Source organism: Pseudomonas morbosilactucae, assembly GCF_023241715.1.
In the GTDB taxonomy this organism is placed as follows: Bacteria; Pseudomonadota; Gammaproteobacteria; order Pseudomonadales; family Pseudomonadaceae; genus Aquipseudomonas; species Aquipseudomonas morbosilactucae.
In genome coordinates, this window is sequence record NZ_JALQCW010000036.1 from 42,662 (window position 1) to 62,605 (window position 19,944).

The following is a 19,944-nucleotide window of genomic DNA, read 5'->3' on the forward strand; positions in this document are numbered from 1 at the left end:
GCCCCAGGAGCCCGCCATGAGCGAATTCAAACGCATCCCCCCAGAACAAGCCCAGGCACTGCGCGAACAAGGCGCGGTCGTGGTGGATATTCGCGATCCGCAAACCTATGCCTTGAACCACATCAGTGGCGCCCTGCATCTGGACAACCATTCCATTTCAGACTTTATCCGCGCCGCCGATCTCGATGCCCCGCTGGTCGTGGTCTGCTACCACGGCAACTCCAGCCAGAGTGCTGCGGCGTACCTGGTCAGCCAGGGCTTCTCCGAGGTCTACAGCCTCGACGGCGGCTTTGAACTGTGGCGCACCACTTACCCGACGGAAATCGCCCAAGGCACTGCCGAATAATTTTTTTTCTGCACCTCTAGCCCGCGTCTTACGCGGGCTGAAGCGGACGCTGACGAACGGTCAGCCGCAACTAATTCCCCATCTCGCCTTGACCTCTCCGATTCCGAACTATCCTTAGCCACAGGCCATCCAAATCAGGGGAGAGCCGGTACACCGGCGAGCGGGTCATCGGTACTAGCTTTCAAGGTCGATAGCTTTGAAGGTGTTCTGGGGGGTAAACCACAACTGGACGCTCAGTTGCGGGCCAGCACTTGACTGACTGATCCGACGTCGGCTCCACGTATCGAGCGAGGTGACGTCATGAGTATTTTTAGCCACTTCCAACAACGCTTCGAATCCACACGCCAGGAAGAGCTGTCGCTGCAGGAATACCTGGAGCTCTGCAAAAAGGATCGCAGTGCTTACGTATCCGCCGCAGAACGCCTGCTACTGGCCATCGGCGAACCCGAGCTGCTCGACACCTCGACCAATTCGAGGCTGTCACGCATCTTCTCCAACAAGGTGATCCGCCGCTATCCGGCCTTTGAAGACTTCCATGGAATGGAAGAATGCATCGACCAGATCGTCTCCTACTTCCGCCACGCCGCTCAGGGCCTGGAAGAGAAGAAACAAATCCTCTATCTGCTGGGCCCCGTAGGCGGCGGCAAGTCGTCCCTGGCCGAGAAGCTTAAACAACTGATCGAAAAGGTGCCGTTCTACGCCATCAAGGGCTCTCCGGTCTTTGAGTCGCCCCTAGGGCTGTTCAACGCCACTGAAGATGGCGCGATCCTCGAAGAGGACTTCGGCATCCCCCGGCGCTACCTGAACACCATCATGTCGCCTTGGGCCACCAAGCGCCTGGCTGAGTTCGGCGGGGATATCAGCCAGTTCCGCGTGGTCAAGCTCTACCCATCGATCCTCAACCAGATTGCCGTGGCCAAGACCGAACCCGGGGATGAAAACAACCAGGACATCTCTGCCCTGGTGGGTAAGGTCGATATCCGCAAACTGGAGGAATTCCCACAGAACGACGCCGACGCCTACAGCTACTCGGGGGCGCTGTGCCGGGCCAACCAGGGCCTGATGGAATTCGTCGAAATGTTCAAGGCACCGATCAAGGTGCTGCACCCACTGCTGACCGCCACCCAGGAAGGCAACTACAACAGCACCGAGGGCTTGGGGGCGATTCCGTTCACCGGGATCCTGCTGGCCCACTCCAACGAATCCGAGTGGCACACCTTCCGCAACAACAAGAACAACGAAGCCTTCATCGACCGGATCTACATCGTCAAGGTGCCGTACTGCCTGCGGGTCAGTGACGAGGTGAAGATCTACGACAAACTGTTGTTCAACAGCTCCCTGGCCAAGGCCCACTGCGCGCCCGACACCCTGAAGATGCTGGCTCAGTTCACCGTGCTGTCGCGCCTCAAAGAACCCGAAAACTCGAACATCTACTCGAAAATGCGGGTCTACGACGGCGAAAACCTCAAAGACACCGACCCCAAGGCCAAGTCGATCCAGGAGTACCGCGACAGTGCCGGCGTCGATGAGGGCATGAACGGCCTCTCGACCCGCTTCGCGTTCAAGATCCTGTCGAAAGTCTTCAACTTCGACCCCCATGAAGTGGCAGCCAACCCGGTGCACCTGCTCTATGTGCTGGAACAGCAGATAGAACAGGAGCAGTTCCAGGCGGAAACCCGCGAGCGCTACCTGCGCTTCCTCAAGGAATACCTGGCGCCGCGCTACATCGAGTTCATCGGCAAGGAAATCCAGACCGCTTACCTCGAGTCCTACAGCGAGTACGGGCAGAACATTTTTGACCGTTACGTGCTGTACGCGGACTTCTGGATCCAGGATCAGGAATACCGCGATCCGGAAACCGGCGAAATCCTCAACCGCGTAGCGCTCAACGAAGAACTGGAGAAAATCGAAAAACCGGCGGGCATCAGCAACCCGAAAGATTTCCGCAACGAGATCGTCAATTTCGTCCTGCGCGCCCGGGCCAACAACAACGGCAAGAACCCAACCTGGCTCAGCTACGAAAAACTGCGGGTGGTCATCGAGAAGAAAATGTTCTCCAACACCGAGGACCTGCTGCCGGTTATCAGCTTCAACGCCAAGGCCAGCAAGGAGGATCAGCAAAAACACAACGACTTCGTCACACGCATGGTCGAACGCGGCTACACCGACAAACAGGTACGGCTTCTTTCCGAATGGTACCTACGGGTCCGGAAATCGCAGTGAAGCAGCGGCAAGCTTCTAGCGACAAGCTGCAAGAGAAAAGCCACTGAGCCCGCCGTCAACGGGCTCTTACTTGCAGCTTGTGGCTTACGACTTGAAGCTCCCCGGAGGGGCCCATGAGCTACGTGATCGACCGACGCCTGAACGGCAAGAACAAGAGCACGGTGAACCGCCAGCGGTTTCTCCGGCGTTACCGTGACCACATCAAAAAGGCGGTGGAAGAAGCCGTCAGCCGCCGCTCCATTACCGACATGGAGCACGGCGAACAGATCAGCATTCCCGGCCGGGATATCGATGAGCCCGTGCTGCACCATGGCCGTGGTGGCAAACAGACCGTCGTGCACCCGGGTAACAAGGAATTTACCGCCGGCGAACACATCGCCCGGCCTCAGGGTGGAGGCGGCGGCGGGGGCCGCGGCAAGGCCGGTAACTCCGGAGAGGGCATGGATGAGTTCGTGTTCCAGATCACCCAGGAAGAGTTCCTGGAGTTCATGTTCGAGGACTTGGAACTGCCCAACCTGGTCAAGCGCAACCTGACCGGCACCGACACCTTCAAGACCGTGCGCGCGGGCATCAGCAACGAAGGCAACCCGTCACGTATCAACATCATTCGCACCCTGCGCTCGGCCCATGCCCGGCGTATCGCCCTGTCAGGCAGCAGCCGGGCCAAATTGCGCGAGGCCAAGGAGGAACTGGCGCGGCTGAAACGGGAAGAGCCGGACAACTTCGGCGATATCCAGGAACTGGAAACCGAAATCGAGCGTTTGAGTGCGCGGATTCACCGGGTGCCCTTCCTCGACACTTTCGACCTCAAGTACAACCTGCTGATCAAGCAGCCCAACCCCAGCTCCAAGGCGGTGATGTTCTGCCTGATGGACGTTTCCGGCTCCATGACCCAGGCCACCAAGGACATTGCCAAGCGCTTCTTCATCCTTTTGTACCTGTTCCTCAAGCGCAACTACGACAAGATCGATGTGGTCTTTATCCGCCACCACACCAGCGCCCGCGAAGTGGATGAGGAAGAGTTCTTCTACTCCCGGGAAACCGGCGGCACCATTGTCTCCAGTGCCCTGAAGCTGATGCAGGAGATCATGGCCGAGCGCTACCCGAGCAATGAATGGAACATCTATGCCGCCCAGGCCTCCGACGGCGACAACTGGAACGATGACTCACCGATCTGCCGCGACATCCTGATCAACCAGATCATGCCGTTCGTGCAGTACTACACCTACGTGGAAATCACCCCCCGCGAACACCAGGCGCTGTGGTTCGAATACGAGCGCATCGCTGACGCCTTTTCCGACACCTTCGCCCAACAGCAACTGGTCTCGGCCGGAGATATCTATCCGGTCTTCCGTGAACTCTTCCAGCGCAGGTTAGTGACATGACCGCCAGAGAGCAGAAACGCCAACCTATCTCCACCGGCTCGGAATGGACGTTCGAGCTGATCCAGGCCTACGACCGCGAAATCAGCCGTATCGCGGCCCGGTACGCCCTGGACACCTACCCCAACCAGATCGAAGTGATCACCGCCGAGCAGATGATGGATGCGTACGCCTCGGTGGGCATGCCATTGGGTTATCACCATTGGTCCTACGGCAAACATTTCCTCAGCACTGAAAAGTCCTACAGCCGCGGCCAGATGGGCCTGGCCTATGAAATCGTCATCAACTCCGACCCCTGCATCGCCTACCTGATGGAAGAAAACACCATCTGCATGCAGGCCCTGGTGGTGGCACACGCCTGCTACGGCCATAACAGCTTCTTCAAGGGCAACTACCTGTTCCGTACCTGGACCGACGCCAGCTCAATCATCGATTACCTGGTGTTCGCCAAGCAGTACATCATGCAGTGCGAAGAGCGCCACGGCATCGATGCGGTGGAAGACCTCCTGGATTCCTGCCACGCCCTGATGAACTACGGCGTGGACCGCTACAAGCGTCCCTACCCCATCTCCGCCGAAGAGGAACGGCGCCGGCAGAAAGACCGTGAAGAGCACCTGCAGAAACAGATCAATGACCTGTGGCGCACCATCCCCAAAGGGGCGGACAAATACAGCGACAAGGACAATGCGCGCTTCCCCGCCGAACCTCAGGAAAACATCCTCTATTTCATCGAAAAACACGCGCCGCTGCTGGAACCCTGGCAACGGGAAATCGTGCGCATCGTGCGCAAGATCGCCCAGTACTTCTACCCGCAACGCCAGACCCAGGTGATGAACGAAGGCTGGGCGACCTTCTGGCATTACACGCTGATGAACGACCTGTACGACGAAGGCCTGGTCACCGACGGCTTCATGATGGAGTTCCTCACATCCCACACCAGCGTGGTGTTCCAGCCAGGCTTCGACAGCCCTTACTACAGCGGTATCAACCCCTACGCCTTGGGCTTTGCCATGTACCGGGATATTCGCCGTATGTGCGAAAACCCCACGGATGAAGACCGCCACTGGTTCCCGGACCTGGCCGGGACCGACTGGCTGTCGAGCATCAAGTTCGCCATGAGCAGCTTCAAGGACGAGAGCTTCATCCTGCAGTACCTCTCGCCCAAGGTGATCCGCGACCTCAAGCTGTTCAGCATCATGGATGACGACCAGAAAGACGACTTGCTGGTGCCCGCCATCCACGATGAAGGCGGTTATCGGATCATCCGCGAAACCCTGGCCGCGCAGTACAACCTGGGCAACCGCGAACCCAACGTGCAGATCTGGAGCATCGACCGTCGTGGCGACCGCTCGCTGACCCTGCGCCACCAACAACACGACCGCAAACCCCTCGGTGACTCCACCGACGAAGTGCTCAAGCACCTGCACCGGTTGTGGGGCTTCGATATTCACCTGGAAACCCTGCAAGGCGACCAAGTGACCAAAACCCATCACGTACCGCCCCGCAGCGATCACAACGAAGGCGATTACGGCCGTCTGGACCTGGCTGTCATCCACCTTTGAAGCCGTGATCAAACCTCCGCTAGCGCGGCACAAGGGTTATTCTGTCGCGCTAACGGAGGTTTTTTTATGCAGATTTACAAGGTCGGCGGCGCAGTGCGCGATCGCCTGCTGGGCGAGCCGGTCACTGATATCGACTGGGTCGTGGTGGGCGCTACCAGCGAAGAGATGCTCGCCCAGGGCTTTCGTCCCGTGGGTGCTGATTTCCCGGTATTCCTTCACCCCAAGAGCGGCGAGGAATATGCCCTGGCCCGCACCGAGCGCAAGAGCGGGCGCGGCTACGGCGGATTCACCTTTCACGCCAGCCCCGAGGTCACCCTTGAAGAGGACCTGATCCGCCGCGACCTGACGATCAACGCCATGGCGGAAGATGACAAGGGCAACCTGACCGATCCTTATCACGGTCAAAAGGACCTGAAAGACCATATCCTGCGCCATGTTTCCCCGGCATTCGCCGAAGATCCCCTGCGAGTCCTGCGGGTCGCCCGTTTTGCCGCTCGCTACGCCGGGCTCGGTTTTTCAGTGGCCCAAGAAACCCTGGAACTGATGCGCCAGCTCAGTGAATCTGGCGAATTGGAGGCCCTGACGCCCGAGCGCAGCTGGAAAGAAATCTCCCGTGCTCTCATGGAGAAGCAGCCACAGGTGTTTATCCAGGTGCTGCGTGATTGCGCCGCACTCAAGGTCCTGATGCCGGAAGTAGATGCCCTGTTCGGCGTGCCCCAACCGCCGATCCACCACCCGGAGATCGACTGTGGCGTACACACCCTCAGCGTTGTGCAACAAGCAGCCCTGCACCAACAGCCGCTCACCGTGCGCTGGGCTTGCCTGCTCCACGACCTGGGCAAGGGCCTGACCCCAGAAGACCAATGGCCTCGGCACCTTGAACATGAACACACGGGGCTGAAACTGATCGAAGCGGTGAACCAGCGCTTCAAGGTCCCTCGGGATTGCCAGGAGCTGGCGGTGCTGGTGGGCGAGTACCACACCCACAGCCATCGTGCTTTTGAGCTGAGGGCATCGACCCTGCTGGCACTGCTGCAAAGCTTCGACGTGTATCGCCGCCCGCAACGTTTCGACGAGTTCATCGCCGCGTGTGAAATGGATGCACGGGGGCGTCTGGGCCTGGAGTCGCGCCCCTACCCTCAAGCCGACTACCTCAGGGGCGCAGCCAGTGCCGCACGCGCCGTGGCGGTTCAGCCATTGCTGGAACAGGGATTCAAAGGGCCCGCATTGGGGGAGGCGCTGAAGCGCGAGCGCTTGAACGCACTAAAGGCCTACAAGGAACAGCACACGCCTTGAGCAACCCGCGAGCAGGCGGGCACCCGAGCTTGCTCGCGAAAGGCCGTCAGAGACCGGGTGGCGTCAATTGCTGGCCACGCCACTCGAACGCTACCGGCGCCAGTACTTGATCGATCTGGGCGTCGCGCCAAAGCGCATCAAGGCGCTTGCCCGCCAGCGGATGCACACGCTCCGGCGCCATCAACGACAAAGGCCAGAGCACAAAGGCATTCTTGAGAATTTCGGCCCTGGGCAGGATCAACCCGTCAAAGTTGCCAACCAGATCGCCATACAGAAGCACGTCGATATCCAGCGGCAGGCCTTTGCGTTCAGGCGCATAACGCCCGTTGTCCGCCTCGATGAACTTCAAGCGGCGATCCAGCTCCATCAACGACAAGTCGGTCTGCGCTGAGACCACCAGGTTGAAGAACGGGCCGCTCTTGATCCCCACCGGCTGGCTCTCGAACACCGCCGAGCAACGCAGATCCAGCAAAAAATCCGCCAGGGCATCGAGCCCCGCTCGCAGATGGGTTTCGCGCTCGATATTGCTACCGAGCCCCAGAAAAACCTGAGTTAGCGACATCCGCGCTCGATCTCCACGCCAACGCCGCGGGCGGCCGGCACGGCGCCAGGCTTGGTCAGCTTCAAATGCAACCAGGGGATCTGGAATTCGCTCATCAACACCTCAGCGAGACGCTCGGCAAAGGTTTCCACCAACTGAAATTGCGCCTGCTCGGCAAAGGCCTGGATGCGCGAAGACACGCTGGCGTAGTCGAGGGCCAGGGTCAGATCATCGCCCGCCGCCGCTGGGCGATTGTCCCAGGCAAAGCTCAGATCCAGGCGCAGGCACTGGGTAATCCCGCGTTCCCAGTCGTAGGCACCGATCACAGTGTCGACTTCCAGGCCTTCGATAAACACTCTGTCCAAGCACTCTTCTCCGCAGCACGACAAGGGCGCAATGCGCCGTTAGAATCAGGGCGTCCTCGCCCGGAATAGTTAGCATGTTTTGGTTACTGGCGATCCTCGCCTACCTGCTCGGCTCTCTGTCCTTCGCCATTTTGCTCAGCCGCCTGACCGGTCATCCGGATCCGCGAATGAGTGGCTCGGGTAATGCCGGCGCCACCAACATGCTGCGCCTGGCCGGCAAGAAGCTCGCCGTACTGACCTTGCTCGGCGATCTGTGCAAGGGATTGCTCCCTGTCCTGATCGCCAGCCTGGCCGGGCTTTCCCTGCAACAACAGGCCTGGATCGGCCTGTGCGCCGTACTCGGCCACCTGTTCCCGGTGTACTTTCGCTTTCGCGGCGGCAAAGGTGTCGCCACCGCTGCCGGCATGCTGCTGGGGCTTTACCCGCCAGCCGCGCTGCTGGCCATCGCCGCCTGGCTGCTGACCTTCTACCTCACCCGCACCAGCTCCCTGGCTGCGCTGATCGCCACCCCCCTGACCTTGCCGCTGTTGGCCTGGCAGGAGCCGGAAGCGCTGTTGCCGATGAGCGTGCTCACACTGCTGATCGTCTGGCGCCACCGGGGCAATTTACGCGACCTGTTTGCCGGGCGCGAACGGCATTTTTGAATCTCGTCGATGAGCCGATTTCACCTTCATCCGGCCGCAATCCGCTCACAGCGCTGACAATTGCTCCATCGGCCAACGCGCCTGCACGCTGATGGCCAGGCTTTCCTGCTGCCCGGCCAGCAAGCGCTGGCAACCGGCAAAGGCGATCATCGCGCCATTGTCGGTACAGAACTCAGGACGAGCGTAGAACACTTGGCCCTTCATATCCCCGAGCATTTTCTCCAGGGACACCCGCAACGCCTTGTTGGCACTCACACCACCGGCAATGACCAGGCTTTTCAGCCCGGTCTGCTTCAAGGCGCGTTTGCACTTGACGGTCAAAGTGTCCACCACCGCCTGCTGGAACGCGAGGGCGATGTCGCAACGGGTTTGCTCGCTGTCGTCTCCAGCGCTGACGCACTGCTGCCAGGTGTTCAGGGCAGAGGTTTTCAAACCGCTGAAGCTGAACTCCAGGCCCGGACGATCGGTCATCGGCCGCGGGAATACGAAACGCCCCGCCACACCTTGCATGGCCAAGCGCGCGATCTCCGGACCACCCGGATAATTCAGGCCCATCATCTTTGCAGTCTTGTCGAACGCTTCGCCGGCGGCATCATCCAGGGACTCGCCCAACAGCTCGTATTGGCCGATGCCATCGACCCGAACCAGTTGGGTATGACCACCCGACACCAACAAAGCGACGAACGGAAACTCCGGCGGTTGCGCCTCCAGCATCGGCGCCAGCAAGTGGCCTTCCATGTGGTGCACGCCCAGGGCAGGAATGCCCCAGGCAAAGGCCAGCGCCTGGGCGCAAGAAGCCCCCACCAACAAGGCACCGACCAGGCCCGGGCCCGCCGTGTAGGCGATGGCGTCGATCTCGGTAGGCACGCAGTCGGCCTCGGCCAGAACCTGGCGGATCAACGGCAGCATGCGTTTGACGTGGTCACGTGAGGCCAGCTCCGGCACCACGCCACCATAGGCGCGGTGCAGGTCGATCTGACTAAACAGCGCATCGGCCAGCAGGCCGCGTTCACTGTCGTAAAGCGCGACGCCGGTTTCGTCGCAGGAGGTTTCTAATCCCAGTACTAGCATGGGTTTGCGCCTTGTAGAGGCTGAATTCGAAGGCGCGCATAATAGTCGCCACTCCTGCCCCCGACCAGCGGTTTTCGATCAGAGGCTTTGCATTCCGAGCGTTGAGGGGTTAACATCCGCAACCCTTAAAAACCGACGACCTCAGCCGCGATTTTTGCGACGAGAACGTTGACCCCGGTAATGAATGAAGGTAGCTCTGGATGCCAGCCGTCAAAGTTAAAGAGAACGAACCCTTCGACGTAGCTCTGCGTCGTTTCAAGCGCTCCTGCGAAAAAGCCGGTGTTCTGGCTGAAGTTCGTAGCCGCGAATTTTACGAGAAGCCGACTTCTGAGCGTAAGCGCAAGGCAGCTGCTGCTGTTAAGCGTCACGCCAAGAAAGTTCAGCGCGAACAGCGCCGCGCCGTACGTCTGTACTAATACACAGACGTTCGCTGCAAGCTTCTGCCAAGCCCGGCCCTCAGCCGGGCTAATGGCATTTGCGGACAACGCTTGATGCTTCACTGTCAAAGCCGCACACGCGACCAAGACAACCTGCTTCACACGTCAGACCTGGCTACTGCCAGCGGTGCACGTCTCTTCTGACGAGCCTTCCAAGGCTACTGACGAGCACACCTTTTCTGATTTCCTACAGACGATCAGCCCAAGGCGCCACTCTTCGCGCGCCCGCTTATGAGCTATCCGAGGCCTGTCATTGGCCGCTGCCGGACTCAGGGCAACATCTTCAAATCGTCGATTACTGATTGGAACTAACGTCAGTGAACCTTCGACAGATAAACTTTCCGACAACGATCAAACCGACAGCAATGGGTCGAGCCAGGCATTTTCTGTGCTTCGTATTCCCTGAATGTTCGCCGCCCTCGTTTAGGTCCAATTTCCGCGCAGTGATGATGAGAACGCCATGGCCGGGCTAATTCCCCAGAGCTTTATTGACGACCTTCTGAACCGCACCGACATCGTCGATGTTGTCAGCTCGCGCGTGCAAATGAAAAAAGCAGGCAAGAACTACACGGCCTGCTGCCCGTTCCACAAAGAAAAAACCCCGTCCTTCAGCGTCAGCCCCGACAAGCAGTTCTACTACTGCTTCGGCTGCGGCGCCGGCGGCAACGCCCTGGGTTTTATCATGGACCACGACAACCTGGACTTCCCCCAGGCTGTCGAGGAGCTGGCCAAAGCCGCCGGCATGGAGATACCTCGCGAAGAGAGCGGCCGCGCACAACGCAAACCGCGCCAGCCCACCGACTCGCCGCTGTACCCGCTGCTCACCGCCGCCGCCGACTTTTATCGCCAGGCCCTGAAAAGCCACCCGGCACGCAAAGCCGCAGTGGATTACCTCAAGGGCCGCGGCCTGACCGGCGAAATCGCCCGGGACTTCGGCCTCGGCTTTGCACCACCTGGCTGGGACAACCTGTTCAAACACCTGAGCAGCGACACCCTGCAGCAGAAAGCCATGATCGATGCCGGCCTACTGATCGAGAACGCCGAAACCGGCAAGCGCTATGACCGCTTCCGCGACCGCGTCATGTTCCCGATCCGCGACAGCCGTGGACGCATCATCGCCTTCGGCGGCCGGGTGCTGGGTGACGACAAGCCCAAGTACCTGAACTCCCCGGAAACCCCAGTCTTCCATAAGGGCCAGGAACTCTACGGGCTGTTCGAAGCCCGCAAGAACAACCGCAACCTCGATGAAATCATCGTCGTCGAAGGCTACATGGACGTCATTGCCCTGGCCCAGCAAGGCCTGCGCAATGCCGTCGCGACCCTGGGCACGGCAACCAGCGAAGAACACCTCAAGCGCCTGTTCCGCATTGTGCCCAACGTGCTGTTCTGCTTTGACGGCGACCAGGCTGGACGCAAGGCGGCCTGGCGTGCCCTGGAAGCCGCGCTGCCGTGCCTGCAGGACGGACGTCGCGCACGCTTCCTGTTCCTCCCGGAAGGCGAAGACCCGGACACCCTGGTTCGCTCCGAAGGCACCGATGCTTTCCGCGCCCGGATCAATCAGCATGCCCAGCCCCTGGCGGACTACTTCTTCCAGCAACTGATCGATGAATCGGACCCGCGCTCCCTCGAAGGCAAGGCCCACATGGCCACCCTCGCGGCACCACTGATCGAAAAAGTCCCGGGCGCCAACCTGCGCCTGCTGATGCGCCAGCGCCTCAGCGAGATCACCGGCCTCAACAATGAAGCCGTCAATCAGTTGGTGCAAAGTGCCCCCCAGGAGCCGCCGCCCCTCTACGACGCCGGCATCGACTACGACGGGATCCCCGACTACAGCGATTACCAGCAACCTCAGGAGGCCTACGCGCCGCAGCAGGAATGGACCCCCAAGAAGGGTGGCGGCGGCAAGAAGTGGGACAACAAACCCTGGGACAAGAACGGCAAGGGCAAGCGTCGGGACGGTGATCGCGATCAACCTCGCGGCCCGCGAGTGCCTGCAGCGGTGGAGCCACCGACGCTGTCAGCCCTGCGAACACTGCTGCATCACCCGACGCTTGCAGAAAAAGTTGAAGATGCCGGGCATTTTGCCGATGACGACAACACCAACACGCAATTGCTGGTGGCCCTGATCGAAGCTGTACAGAAAAATCCTAAGCTACGCTCTATTCATCAACTGATGGCGCGCTGGCACGGCACCCAACAAGGGAATCTGCTGACAGCGCTGGCGGAAAAGGAGTGGCTGATTGAAGGCGATAACCTTGAACAACAGTTTTTCGACACCATTAAGAGCTTGTCCGCTCGTCAACGCGAGCGTGTTTTGGAACAACTTCTCAGGAAATCGCGTCAAAGCGAACTGAGTAGCGAAGAGAAAATCCAGCTACTCGAGCTTTTAAAACGCAATGTTCCCGCATCAAACCCGACCTCAACTGGCGCGTGAGGTCATAGCTCGGGTATAATCCTCGGCTTGTTTTTTGCCCGCCAAGACCTTCAGTGGATAGGGTGTTATGTCCGGAAAAGCGCAACAGCAGTCTCGCCTCAAAGAGTTGATCAGCCGTGGACGTGAGCAGGGTTACCTGACTTACGCGGAGGTCAACGACCACCTGCCGGAGGATATTTCAGATCCGGAACAGGTGGAAGACATCATCCGCATGATCAACGACATGGGGATCAACGTATTCGAGAGTGCTCCGGATGCGGATGCCCTTTTGTTGGCCGAAGCCGACACCGACGAAGCAGCAGCTGAAGAAGCCGCTGCAGCGTTGGCGGCCGTGGAAACCGACATTGGTCGCACTACCGACCCAGTGCGCATGTACATGCGCGAAATGGGTACGGTAGAGCTGCTCACACGTGAAGGCGAAATCGAAATCGCCAAGCGTATCGAAGAGGGCATCCGTGAAGTGATGGGCGCAATTGCGCACTTCCCTGGCACGGTTGATCACATCCTCTCCGAATACACTCGCGTCACCACCGAAGGTGGCCGCCTGTCCGACGTTCTGAGCGGTTATATCGACCCGGACGACGGCATTGCGCCACCTGCTGCGGAAGTACCTCCGCCTGTCGATACCAAGACCGCGAAAGCGGACGACGATAGCGACGACGAAGAAGCTGAAGCCAGTGACGACGAAGAAGAAGCCGAAAGCGGTCCCGATCCGGTCATCGCAGCACAGCGCTTTGGCGCCGTTGCCGACCAGATGGAAATCACCCGCAAGGCGCTGAAGAAGCACGGTCGCGCCAACAAGCAGGCTATTGCCGAGATGCTGGCCCTGGCTGAGCTGTTCATGCCAATCAAGCTGGTACCGAAGCAATTCGAAGGCCTGGTTGAACGCGTGCGCAGTGCCCTGGATCGCCTGCGTCAGCAAGAGCGCGCCATCATGCAGCTGTGTGTGCGTGACGCTCGTATGCCGCGTGCCGACTTCCTGCGCCAGTTCCCGGGCAATGAAGTCGATGAAAGCTGGACCGATGCACTGGCCAAAGGCAAAGCAAAATACGCCGAAGCCATTGCTCGTCTGCAGCCGGATATCGCTCGTTGCCAGCAAAAGCTGACCGCGCTCGAAACCGAGACCGGCCTGACGATTGCCGAGATCAAGGACATCAACCGTCGCATGTCGATCGGTGAGGCCAAGGCCCGCCGCGCGAAGAAAGAGATGGTTGAAGCGAACTTGCGTCTGGTGATCTCGATCGCCAAGAAGTACACCAACCGCGGCCTGCAATTCCTCGATCTGATCCAGGAAGGCAACATCGGTCTGATGAAAGCGGTAGACAAGTTCGAATACCGTCGCGGCTACAAATTCTCGACTTATGCCACCTGGTGGATCCGTCAGGCGATCACTCGCTCGATCGCCGACCAGGCCCGCACCATCCGTATTCCGGTGCACATGATCGAGACGATCAACAAGCTAAACCGTATTTCCCGGCAGATGTTGCAGGAAATGGGTCGCGAACCGACCCCGGAAGAGCTGGGCGAACGCATGGAAATGCCTGAGGACAAGATCCGCAAGGTATTGAAGATCGCTAAAGAGCCGATCTCCATGGAAACCCCGATCGGTGATGACGAAGACTCCCATCTGGGCGACTTCATCGAAGACTCGACTATGCAGTCGCCAATCGATGTAGCCACCGTTGAGAGCTTGAAAGAAGCGACTCGCGAAGTCCTCTCCGGCCTCACTGCACGTGAAGCCAAGGTCCTGCGCATGCGCTTCGGCATCGACATGAATACCGACCACACCCTTGAGGAAGTCGGTAAGCAGTTCGACGTGACCCGTGAACGGATCCGCCAGATCGAAGCCAAGGCGCTGCGCAAGCTGCGCCATCCGACGCGAAGCGAGCACCTGCGCTCCTTCCTCGACGAGTGATACCAAAACCCCCAGCCCTGCTGGGGGTTTTGCTTTGCGCAGATTGAAACGCGCGCCCTCCCCTCGGCAAATGCCCGTCTACACTCGAAACATTCCCCGTGCCATAACGAGATCGTTATGCCCAGACTGTCGGCCATGCTCCTGCTGTCGCTGCTCACCTGGACCGCAATAGCTGACGCGCTGACTCTCACCGATGAAGAACGTAGCTGGCTCGCGGCCCACCCTGAACTACGCCTGGGAGTTGATGCGTCTTGGCCGCCTTTTGAGTACCGCGACGAGGAAGGCCGCTACCAGGGCCTGGCCGCCGACTACGTTAACCTGATTGAGGATCGCCTCTCCATCAAGCTCAAACCGGTGGAGCCCGCCAGTTGGACAGAGGTGCTTGAGGATGCCAAAAAAGGCCAACTCGACCTCTTGCCCGGCATCATGTCGACCCCGGAACGGCAACGCTACCTCTCCTTCACCCGCCCCTACCTGGATTTTCCGATTGTCATCCTGGCCCATGAAGGCGGCGCGAAACCCCGCAACCTCAAGGAGCTTTACGGGCTCAAGATTGCCGTGGTCGAGAACTATGCGCCCCACGAACTGCTGCGCACCCATCACCCTGACTTGAACCTGGTGGCATTGCCCAACGTCAGTTCGGCGTTGCAGGCGCTGGCCACCGACGAAGTCGATGCGGTCGTCGGTGACCTCGCGTCCAGCGTCTGGAGCCTGCGACAGCTCAAGCTTGACGGGCTCTACGTCAGCGGCGAAACGCCATATCGCTATCAACTGGCCATGGGCATTCCCCGGGACAACAAGATCCTGGTGAGCATCCTCGACAAGGTCATCGCCGACTTCAGCCCCGAAGAAATCAGCGCCATCCAGGAGCACTGGGTGGGCAGCGTCCTCGATCAGCGCCCATTCTGGTCGGACGTATTGATCTACGGCCTGCCCGGGCTTCTGCTGCTGGTCACTGTGCTGGCCATGGTGATCCGCATCAATCGCCGCCTGAGTTCGGAAATCTCCCGGCGCGTGGCCTTGGAGCAGGAACTGCGTAGCAGCGAATACCACTATCGCGGCCTGGTGGAGAGCCTCTCCGCAATTGCCTGGGAAGCGCGCATCAGCGACTTCACCTACAGCTACGTTTCGCCCCACGCCGAAGCCCTGCTGGGTTATCCCCTGGCCCACTGGCTGGTGCCCGGCTTCTGGCGCAACATCATCCACCCCGCCGACCTGACCCGCGCCCAGGCCTTTTGCGACCACGAGGTGCTGGCCGGGCGCGATCACAGCCTCGACTACCGGGTAATCACCGCCGACGGCCGCTGTCTGTGGGTGCGCGACATCGTCAGCCTGATCGAACACGGCCACGAGCCGATCATGCGCGGGCTGATGATCGATATCAGCGAGGCCAAGCGCACCGAGGAAGCCCTGCGTCTGTCGGAGCAGAAGTTCGCCTCGGTGTTCCAGCAATGCCCAGACATCCTGGTGATTGCCCGCCTGTCCGACGGCTGCCTGCTGGAGGTCAACAACGCGTTTGAAGAGCAGATCGGCCTGAGCGCCGAGGAGGTCATTGGCCAGACCGCCACCCGCCTGAATATCTGGGGGATCAACGGGGTTGGCCCGTCATTGTTGCAGCGCCTGCAGGGCGGCAGCATTCGCAATCTGGAGATGCCCTTTCGCCGGCACAACGGTCAATTGTTCACCGGCCTGATCTCCGCCGAGCCCTTCGACCTCGACACCACGCCGGCCATCGTGGTGGTGGTCCGCGACATCACCCAGCTCAAGGAAACCCAACAACAGCTGCAGACCTCGGAAGAAAAATTCGCCAAGGCCTTTCACGCTTCGCCGGACGGCCTGCTGCTGACCCGCCAGCGCGACGGCTTGCTGATCGAAGCCAACGAAGGTTTCAGTCGTATCACCGGGTTCAACAACGCCATGTCCGTGGACCGCTCGACCCTGGACCTGGGCATCTGGGTCAACCTCAACGAACGCAAGCAGATGCTCGACCTGCTGCAGCGCGACGGCTTTGTCCGCGACTTCAGCTGCCACATCCGCCGCAGCGACGGGCAGATTCGCCTCTGTGAACTGTCCAGCCGCCCCCTGCCGATCGGCGACGAAGACTGCATGCTGACCATTGCCCGGGACATCACCGAGCGCCAACTGATGCAAGAAACCCTGCAACAGGCCGCCACGGTTTTTGAAAGCACGGCTGAAGGCGTACTGATCACTGACACCCGGCAACACATCAGCGCGGTAAACCGAGCCTTCAGCGAGATCACCGGCTACAGCGAGAACGAAGCCCTGGGCCATACCCCGCGCCTGCTCGCCTCCGGCCTGCATGACAGCGCGTTCTACGCAGCCATGTGGCACCAGTTGACCCTTGAGGGCCATTGGCAGGGCGAGATTTCCAATAGACGCAAGAATGGCGAGATCTACCCCAGCTGGCTGACCATCAACGCCGTGCGCAACAAAGACCGCTTCATCACCCACTTCGTCGCGGTGTTCGCCGACATCTCCAGCCTCAAACACGCCCAGGCACGGCTCGACTACCAGGCCCATCACGACCCGTTGACCGGCCTGCCCAATCGCACCCTGTTCGAAAGCCGACTGCTGACGGCCCTCAACAACCAGCAGGAAAACGGCGGACAGGGCGCCGTGCTGTTTCTCGACCTTGACCGTTTCAAACACATCAATGACAGCCTCGGCCACCCAGTGGGCGATCTGCTGCTCAAGGGCATTGCCGTACGCCTGAAAGAGCAGTTGCGCGACATCGACACCGTGGCCCGCCTGGGCGGCGACGAGTTCATCATCCTCCTCCCCGGATTGCAGCAAGCCAGCGATGCCGACCATATCGCCACCAAGCTGCTGAACTGCTTCAACGCGCCCTTCCAGGCCGGCGAGCATGAGTTTTTCATCAGCGCCAGCATCGGCTCCAGCCTGTACCCCAAGGACGGCTGCGACGTCGCCACCCTGGTCAAGAACGCCGATGCCGCCATGTATCGCTCCAAGGCCAAGGGCCGCAACCGCGTGGAGCGCTACACCCGCGACCTCACTGCCCAGGCCAGCGAACGAGTGGCCCTGGAACACGAACTGCGCCGCGCCATCGAGCGCAACGAATTGTCCCTGTACTACCAACCCAAGATCAGCCTGAGTAACCAACAGCTGGTCGGGGCCGAAGCGCTGATTCGATGGCGTCACCCGACCTTCGGGGTGGTTCCCCCCGAACACTTCATTCCCCTGGCCGAAGAGAACGGCATGATCCTGCTGATCGGCGACTGGGTCCTGGAACAGGCCTGCCGACAGGTCAGCGCCTGGAACCTCAGCCATGAGAGTTTTGGCTCGCTCTCGGTCAACCTGGCCGGCGCCCAGCTGCGCCAGCCCAACCTGCTGGGGCGCATCGAGCAACTGCTCAAGGACCACCACCTCAAGCCGGGTGTGCTGCAACTGGAAATCACCGAGAACTTCATCATGAGCCAGGCCGAGGAAGCCCTGGAGGTGCTGCACCAGCTCAAACACCTGGGGGTGCAACTGGCCATCGATGACTTCGGCACCGGCTACTCGTCCCTGAGCTACCTGAAGCGCCTGCCCCTGGACTTCCTGAAAATCGATCAGTCCTTTGTCCGTGGCCTGCCGGACGACCCCCACGACGCAGCGATCGTCCGCGCCATCATTGCCCTGGGCCGCAGCATGCAATTCACGGTGATTGCCGAAGGCGTGGAAAGCCAGGAGCAACAAACCTTCCTGGCCCAGGAAGGCTGCGAACAGATCCAGGGCTACATCGTCAGCCTGCCCCTGTGCGCCGACGAGTTCTGCGCCACCTTCCTGCGCCCCCGGGTTTCCAACTTTTCGGATAGCACAGCCGAGAAACCATCGCTATAATCCGCCGCCTACTGAGGGCCTATAGCTCAGTTGGTTAGAGCAGAGGACTCATAATCCTTTGGTCCACGGTTCAAGTCCGTGTGGGCCCACCAATTCGAAAGCCGCGCATTGCGCGGCTTTTTTGCGCCTGGCATCACGCCGTTCAACCCCACGCGGCCAGACAAGCAATGCCCGCCAACAGCAACGCCCACCACTTACCCCCGCCTGCTGAATCCACGCCAGTTCATTTCGTCTCCTGACTATCGATGCGCGCCACTCAACGTCATCTGCTGGCATCGAGGCAGCAGAGGCCGCACCGCCTGAAAACAATAAATTCCACCGATTATTGATATGGAAAATATATTCCAATAATCTGCATGCCAGAACCTGATTCTTCCCGATCTGCCTTCCAACAATAAAAAGGATTACCCGTCATGAGGCGTTTCCTCGGCTGTCTCTGTGCACTGCTGCTGTCTGTTTCCGCCCACGCCGAACTGCGCATCGGTGTCACGGTGGGCCAGTACGACAACTACATTTCCTACCTGGTCAAAGCCATGCAGGACCGGGCCAAGCAGGTTCCTGGAGGGGTGACGCTGCAAGTCGAGGATTCCGCCAGCGATGTGGTGCGCCAGTTGAGCCAGGTGGAGAGCTTTATCAGCCAGAAGGTCGACGCCATCATCGTCAACCCAGCGGACACCGCAGCCACCCGCAAGATCAGCGAGAAGGTCATCGCCGCCGGCATCCCCCTGGTGTACATGAACAGCCGACCGGAAGTGGACAACCTGCCGCCCGGGGTGGTGTTCGTCGGCACGGATGAACGCGCCATCGGCCGTATGCAGATGCAGTACCTGGCCGAGAAAATGGGCGGCAAAGGCAACCTGGCGGTGATTCTCGGGCGCCTGGCCCACAGCGATACCGGCAAGCGCACCAGTGGGGTCAAGGATGTGCTGGCGCAGTACCCGGGGATCAAGATCGTCGAAGAGCAATCCGGCGACTGGCAGCGGGAAAAAGGCATGGACTTAATGAACGAATGGCTGACCAAGGGCCAGACCATCAATGCCGTAGCCTCCAATAACGACGAAATGGGCATCGGTGCCGCCATGGCTCTGCGCCAGGCCGGGCGCGATGACATTCTGGTGGGCGGTATCGACGGCACCCCGGACGGGCTGCTTGCCTTGAAAAAAGGCCAACTGAGCGTCAGCGTGTTCCGCGACCCGGTGGCCATCGGCGCCGGCTCCCTAGACGCGGCGGTGAAGCTGGTCAACCACGAAGCCCTGCAAGGCGACCTTTGGGTCCCGACCCAACTGGTCACCCCGGAAAACTACGCACAATTCCAACACTGATCGACCCGCGCCCACAGCGCGCATCGGGCCGGGCGAGGCTGTAACATGCTCGCTCCCCGATGCCCGCGCCGGAGCACCCTTTGCCTGACAGCCGCCCCCCCGTCCTTGATGAAATCGACCGCCAGTTGATTGCCGCCCTGCAGATCAACGCCCGCGAAAGCGTGGCCATGCTCGCTCGGCAACTGGGGATTGCCCGCACCACCGTAACCTCGCGCCTGGCCCGCCTGGAGAAAACCCGGGTCATCACGGGTTACGGCGTACGCCTGGGCCAGCGCGTTATCGACGGCGGCCTGCAGGCCTATGTGGGAATCAAGGTGCAGCCACGCTCAGGCAAGGAGGTGGTGCGCCGCCTGAGTGCCATGGCCCAGGTGCAGCAGCTGTGTGCAGTCAGCGGCGAGTTCGACTATGTGGCCTGGTTGCGCAGCGACTCCCCCGAGCAACTGGACCAGTTGCTGGATCAGATTGGCAGTGTCGACGGTGTCGATAAAACCACCACGTCGATCATCCTCAGCAACAAAATCGACCGCGGCCACCCGGTTTAACCC

15 protein-coding genes and 1 tRNA gene are annotated in these 19,944 nt (G+C 60.2%); 13 read left to right on the plus strand and 3 right to left on the minus strand.

Going from position 1 to position 19,944, the window contains the following annotated elements; genetic code table 11:
• Nucleotides 1-16 precede the first annotated feature (16 nt).
• The 5 genes from glpE (at nucleotide 17) to M1B34_RS15800 (ending at nucleotide 6,809) form a co-directional block, all read left to right on the plus strand.
• Nucleotides 17-346 (plus strand): thiosulfate sulfurtransferase GlpE, encoded by a 330-nt coding sequence (gene glpE / locus M1B34_RS15780; protein WP_268263541.1) that lies wholly within the window; start codon nucleotides 17-19, stop codon nucleotides 344-346.
• Nucleotides 347-646: 300 nt separating this feature from the next.
• Nucleotides 647-2,569 carry a PrkA family serine protein kinase gene (locus M1B34_RS15785; RefSeq protein ID WP_123327469.1) on the plus strand — a complete coding sequence of 641 codons (1,923 nt, stop codon included), beginning with the start codon at nucleotides 647-649 and terminating at the stop codon, nucleotides 2,567-2,569.
• A 113-nt stretch (nucleotides 2,570-2,682) separates the two neighbouring features.
• The gene (locus tag M1B34_RS15790) at nucleotides 2,683-3,954 is read left to right on the plus strand and encodes a YeaH/YhbH family protein (RefSeq protein ID WP_123327470.1); all 1,272 of its coding nucleotides are present in this window, start codon (nucleotides 2,683-2,685) and stop codon (nucleotides 3,952-3,954) included.
• Nucleotides 3,951-5,513 (plus strand): SpoVR family protein, encoded by a 1,563-nt coding sequence (locus tag M1B34_RS15795; protein WP_123327471.1) that lies wholly within the window; start codon nucleotides 3,951-3,953, stop codon nucleotides 5,511-5,513. Before M1B34_RS15790 ends, M1B34_RS15795 begins: the two co-directional genes overlap by 4 nt.
• A gap of 66 nt (nucleotides 5,514-5,579) precedes the next feature.
• Entirely contained in the window at nucleotides 5,580-6,809 is a 1,230-nt protein-coding gene (locus M1B34_RS15800; RefSeq protein ID WP_268265593.1) for a multifunctional CCA addition/repair protein, read from the plus strand.
• A 46-nt stretch (nucleotides 6,810-6,855) separates the two neighbouring features.
• On the opposite strand, the gene folK is transcribed toward M1B34_RS15800, so the two are convergent.
• Nucleotides 6,856-7,371, minus strand: a complete 516-nt coding sequence (folK, locus tag M1B34_RS15805) for a 2-amino-4-hydroxy-6-hydroxymethyldihydropteridine diphosphokinase (protein WP_268265594.1) — start codon at nucleotides 7,369-7,371, stop codon at nucleotides 6,856-6,858.
• Nucleotides 7,362-7,715, minus strand: a complete 354-nt coding sequence (gene folB, locus M1B34_RS15810; RefSeq protein ID WP_123327474.1) for a dihydroneopterin aldolase — start codon at nucleotides 7,713-7,715, stop codon at nucleotides 7,362-7,364. The genes folK and folB overlap by 10 nt, the downstream gene beginning before the upstream one ends.
• Before the next feature lie 74 nt (nucleotides 7,716-7,789).
• Here folB and plsY point away from each other — a divergent pair, with 74 nt between their 5' ends.
• Entirely contained in the window at nucleotides 7,790-8,359 is a 570-nt protein-coding gene (gene plsY / locus M1B34_RS15815; RefSeq protein ID WP_123327475.1) for a glycerol-3-phosphate 1-O-acyltransferase PlsY, read from the plus strand.
• A 45-nt stretch (nucleotides 8,360-8,404) separates the two neighbouring features.
• On the opposite strand, the gene tsaD is transcribed toward plsY, so the two are convergent.
• Nucleotides 8,405-9,430: a tRNA (adenosine(37)-N6)-threonylcarbamoyltransferase complex transferase subunit TsaD gene (gene tsaD / locus M1B34_RS15820; RefSeq protein ID WP_268265595.1), complete on the minus strand. Its 1,026-nt coding sequence runs from the start codon at nucleotides 9,428-9,430 to the stop codon at nucleotides 8,405-8,407.
• A 200-nt stretch (nucleotides 9,431-9,630) separates the two neighbouring features.
• On the opposite strand from tsaD, the gene rpsU reads away from it, so the two are divergent.
• The 7 genes from rpsU to M1B34_RS15855 all read left to right on the plus strand — a co-directional run bounded on the left by rpsU (nucleotide 9,631) and on the right by M1B34_RS15855 (nucleotide 19,941).
• Nucleotides 9,631-9,846, plus strand: coding sequence for a 30S ribosomal protein S21 (rpsU, locus tag M1B34_RS15825; protein WP_002551877.1), 216 nt, complete (start codon nucleotides 9,631-9,633; stop codon nucleotides 9,844-9,846).
• A 481-nt stretch (nucleotides 9,847-10,327) separates the two neighbouring features.
• The gene (dnaG, locus tag M1B34_RS15830) at nucleotides 10,328-12,301 is read left to right on the plus strand and encodes a DNA primase (protein WP_268265596.1); all 1,974 of its coding nucleotides are present in this window, start codon (nucleotides 10,328-10,330) and stop codon (nucleotides 12,299-12,301) included.
• A 67-nt stretch (nucleotides 12,302-12,368) separates the two neighbouring features.
• Complete coding sequence (gene rpoD, locus M1B34_RS15835; protein ID WP_123327478.1) at nucleotides 12,369-14,216, plus strand: RNA polymerase sigma factor RpoD; 1,848 nt, start codon at nucleotides 12,369-12,371, stop codon at nucleotides 14,214-14,216.
• A gap of 117 nt (nucleotides 14,217-14,333) precedes the next feature.
• Nucleotides 14,334-18,077, plus strand: a complete 3,744-nt coding sequence (locus M1B34_RS15840; RefSeq protein WP_268265597.1) for a bifunctional diguanylate cyclase/phosphodiesterase — start codon at nucleotides 14,334-14,336, stop codon at nucleotides 18,075-18,077.
• Between the two features lie 15 nt (nucleotides 18,078-18,092).
• Nucleotides 18,093-18,169, plus strand: a tRNA-Ile gene (locus M1B34_RS15845).
• Nucleotides 18,170-18,490: 321 nt separating this feature from the next.
• The gene (locus tag M1B34_RS15850) at nucleotides 18,491-19,399 is read left to right on the plus strand and encodes a sugar ABC transporter substrate-binding protein (RefSeq protein WP_268265598.1); all 909 of its coding nucleotides are present in this window, start codon (nucleotides 18,491-18,493) and stop codon (nucleotides 19,397-19,399) included.
• Between the two features lie 80 nt (nucleotides 19,400-19,479).
• Nucleotides 19,480-19,941 (plus strand): Lrp/AsnC family transcriptional regulator, encoded by a 462-nt coding sequence (locus tag M1B34_RS15855; RefSeq protein WP_123327481.1) that lies wholly within the window; start codon nucleotides 19,480-19,482, stop codon nucleotides 19,939-19,941.
• Nucleotides 19,942-19,944: the final 3 nt, after the last annotated feature.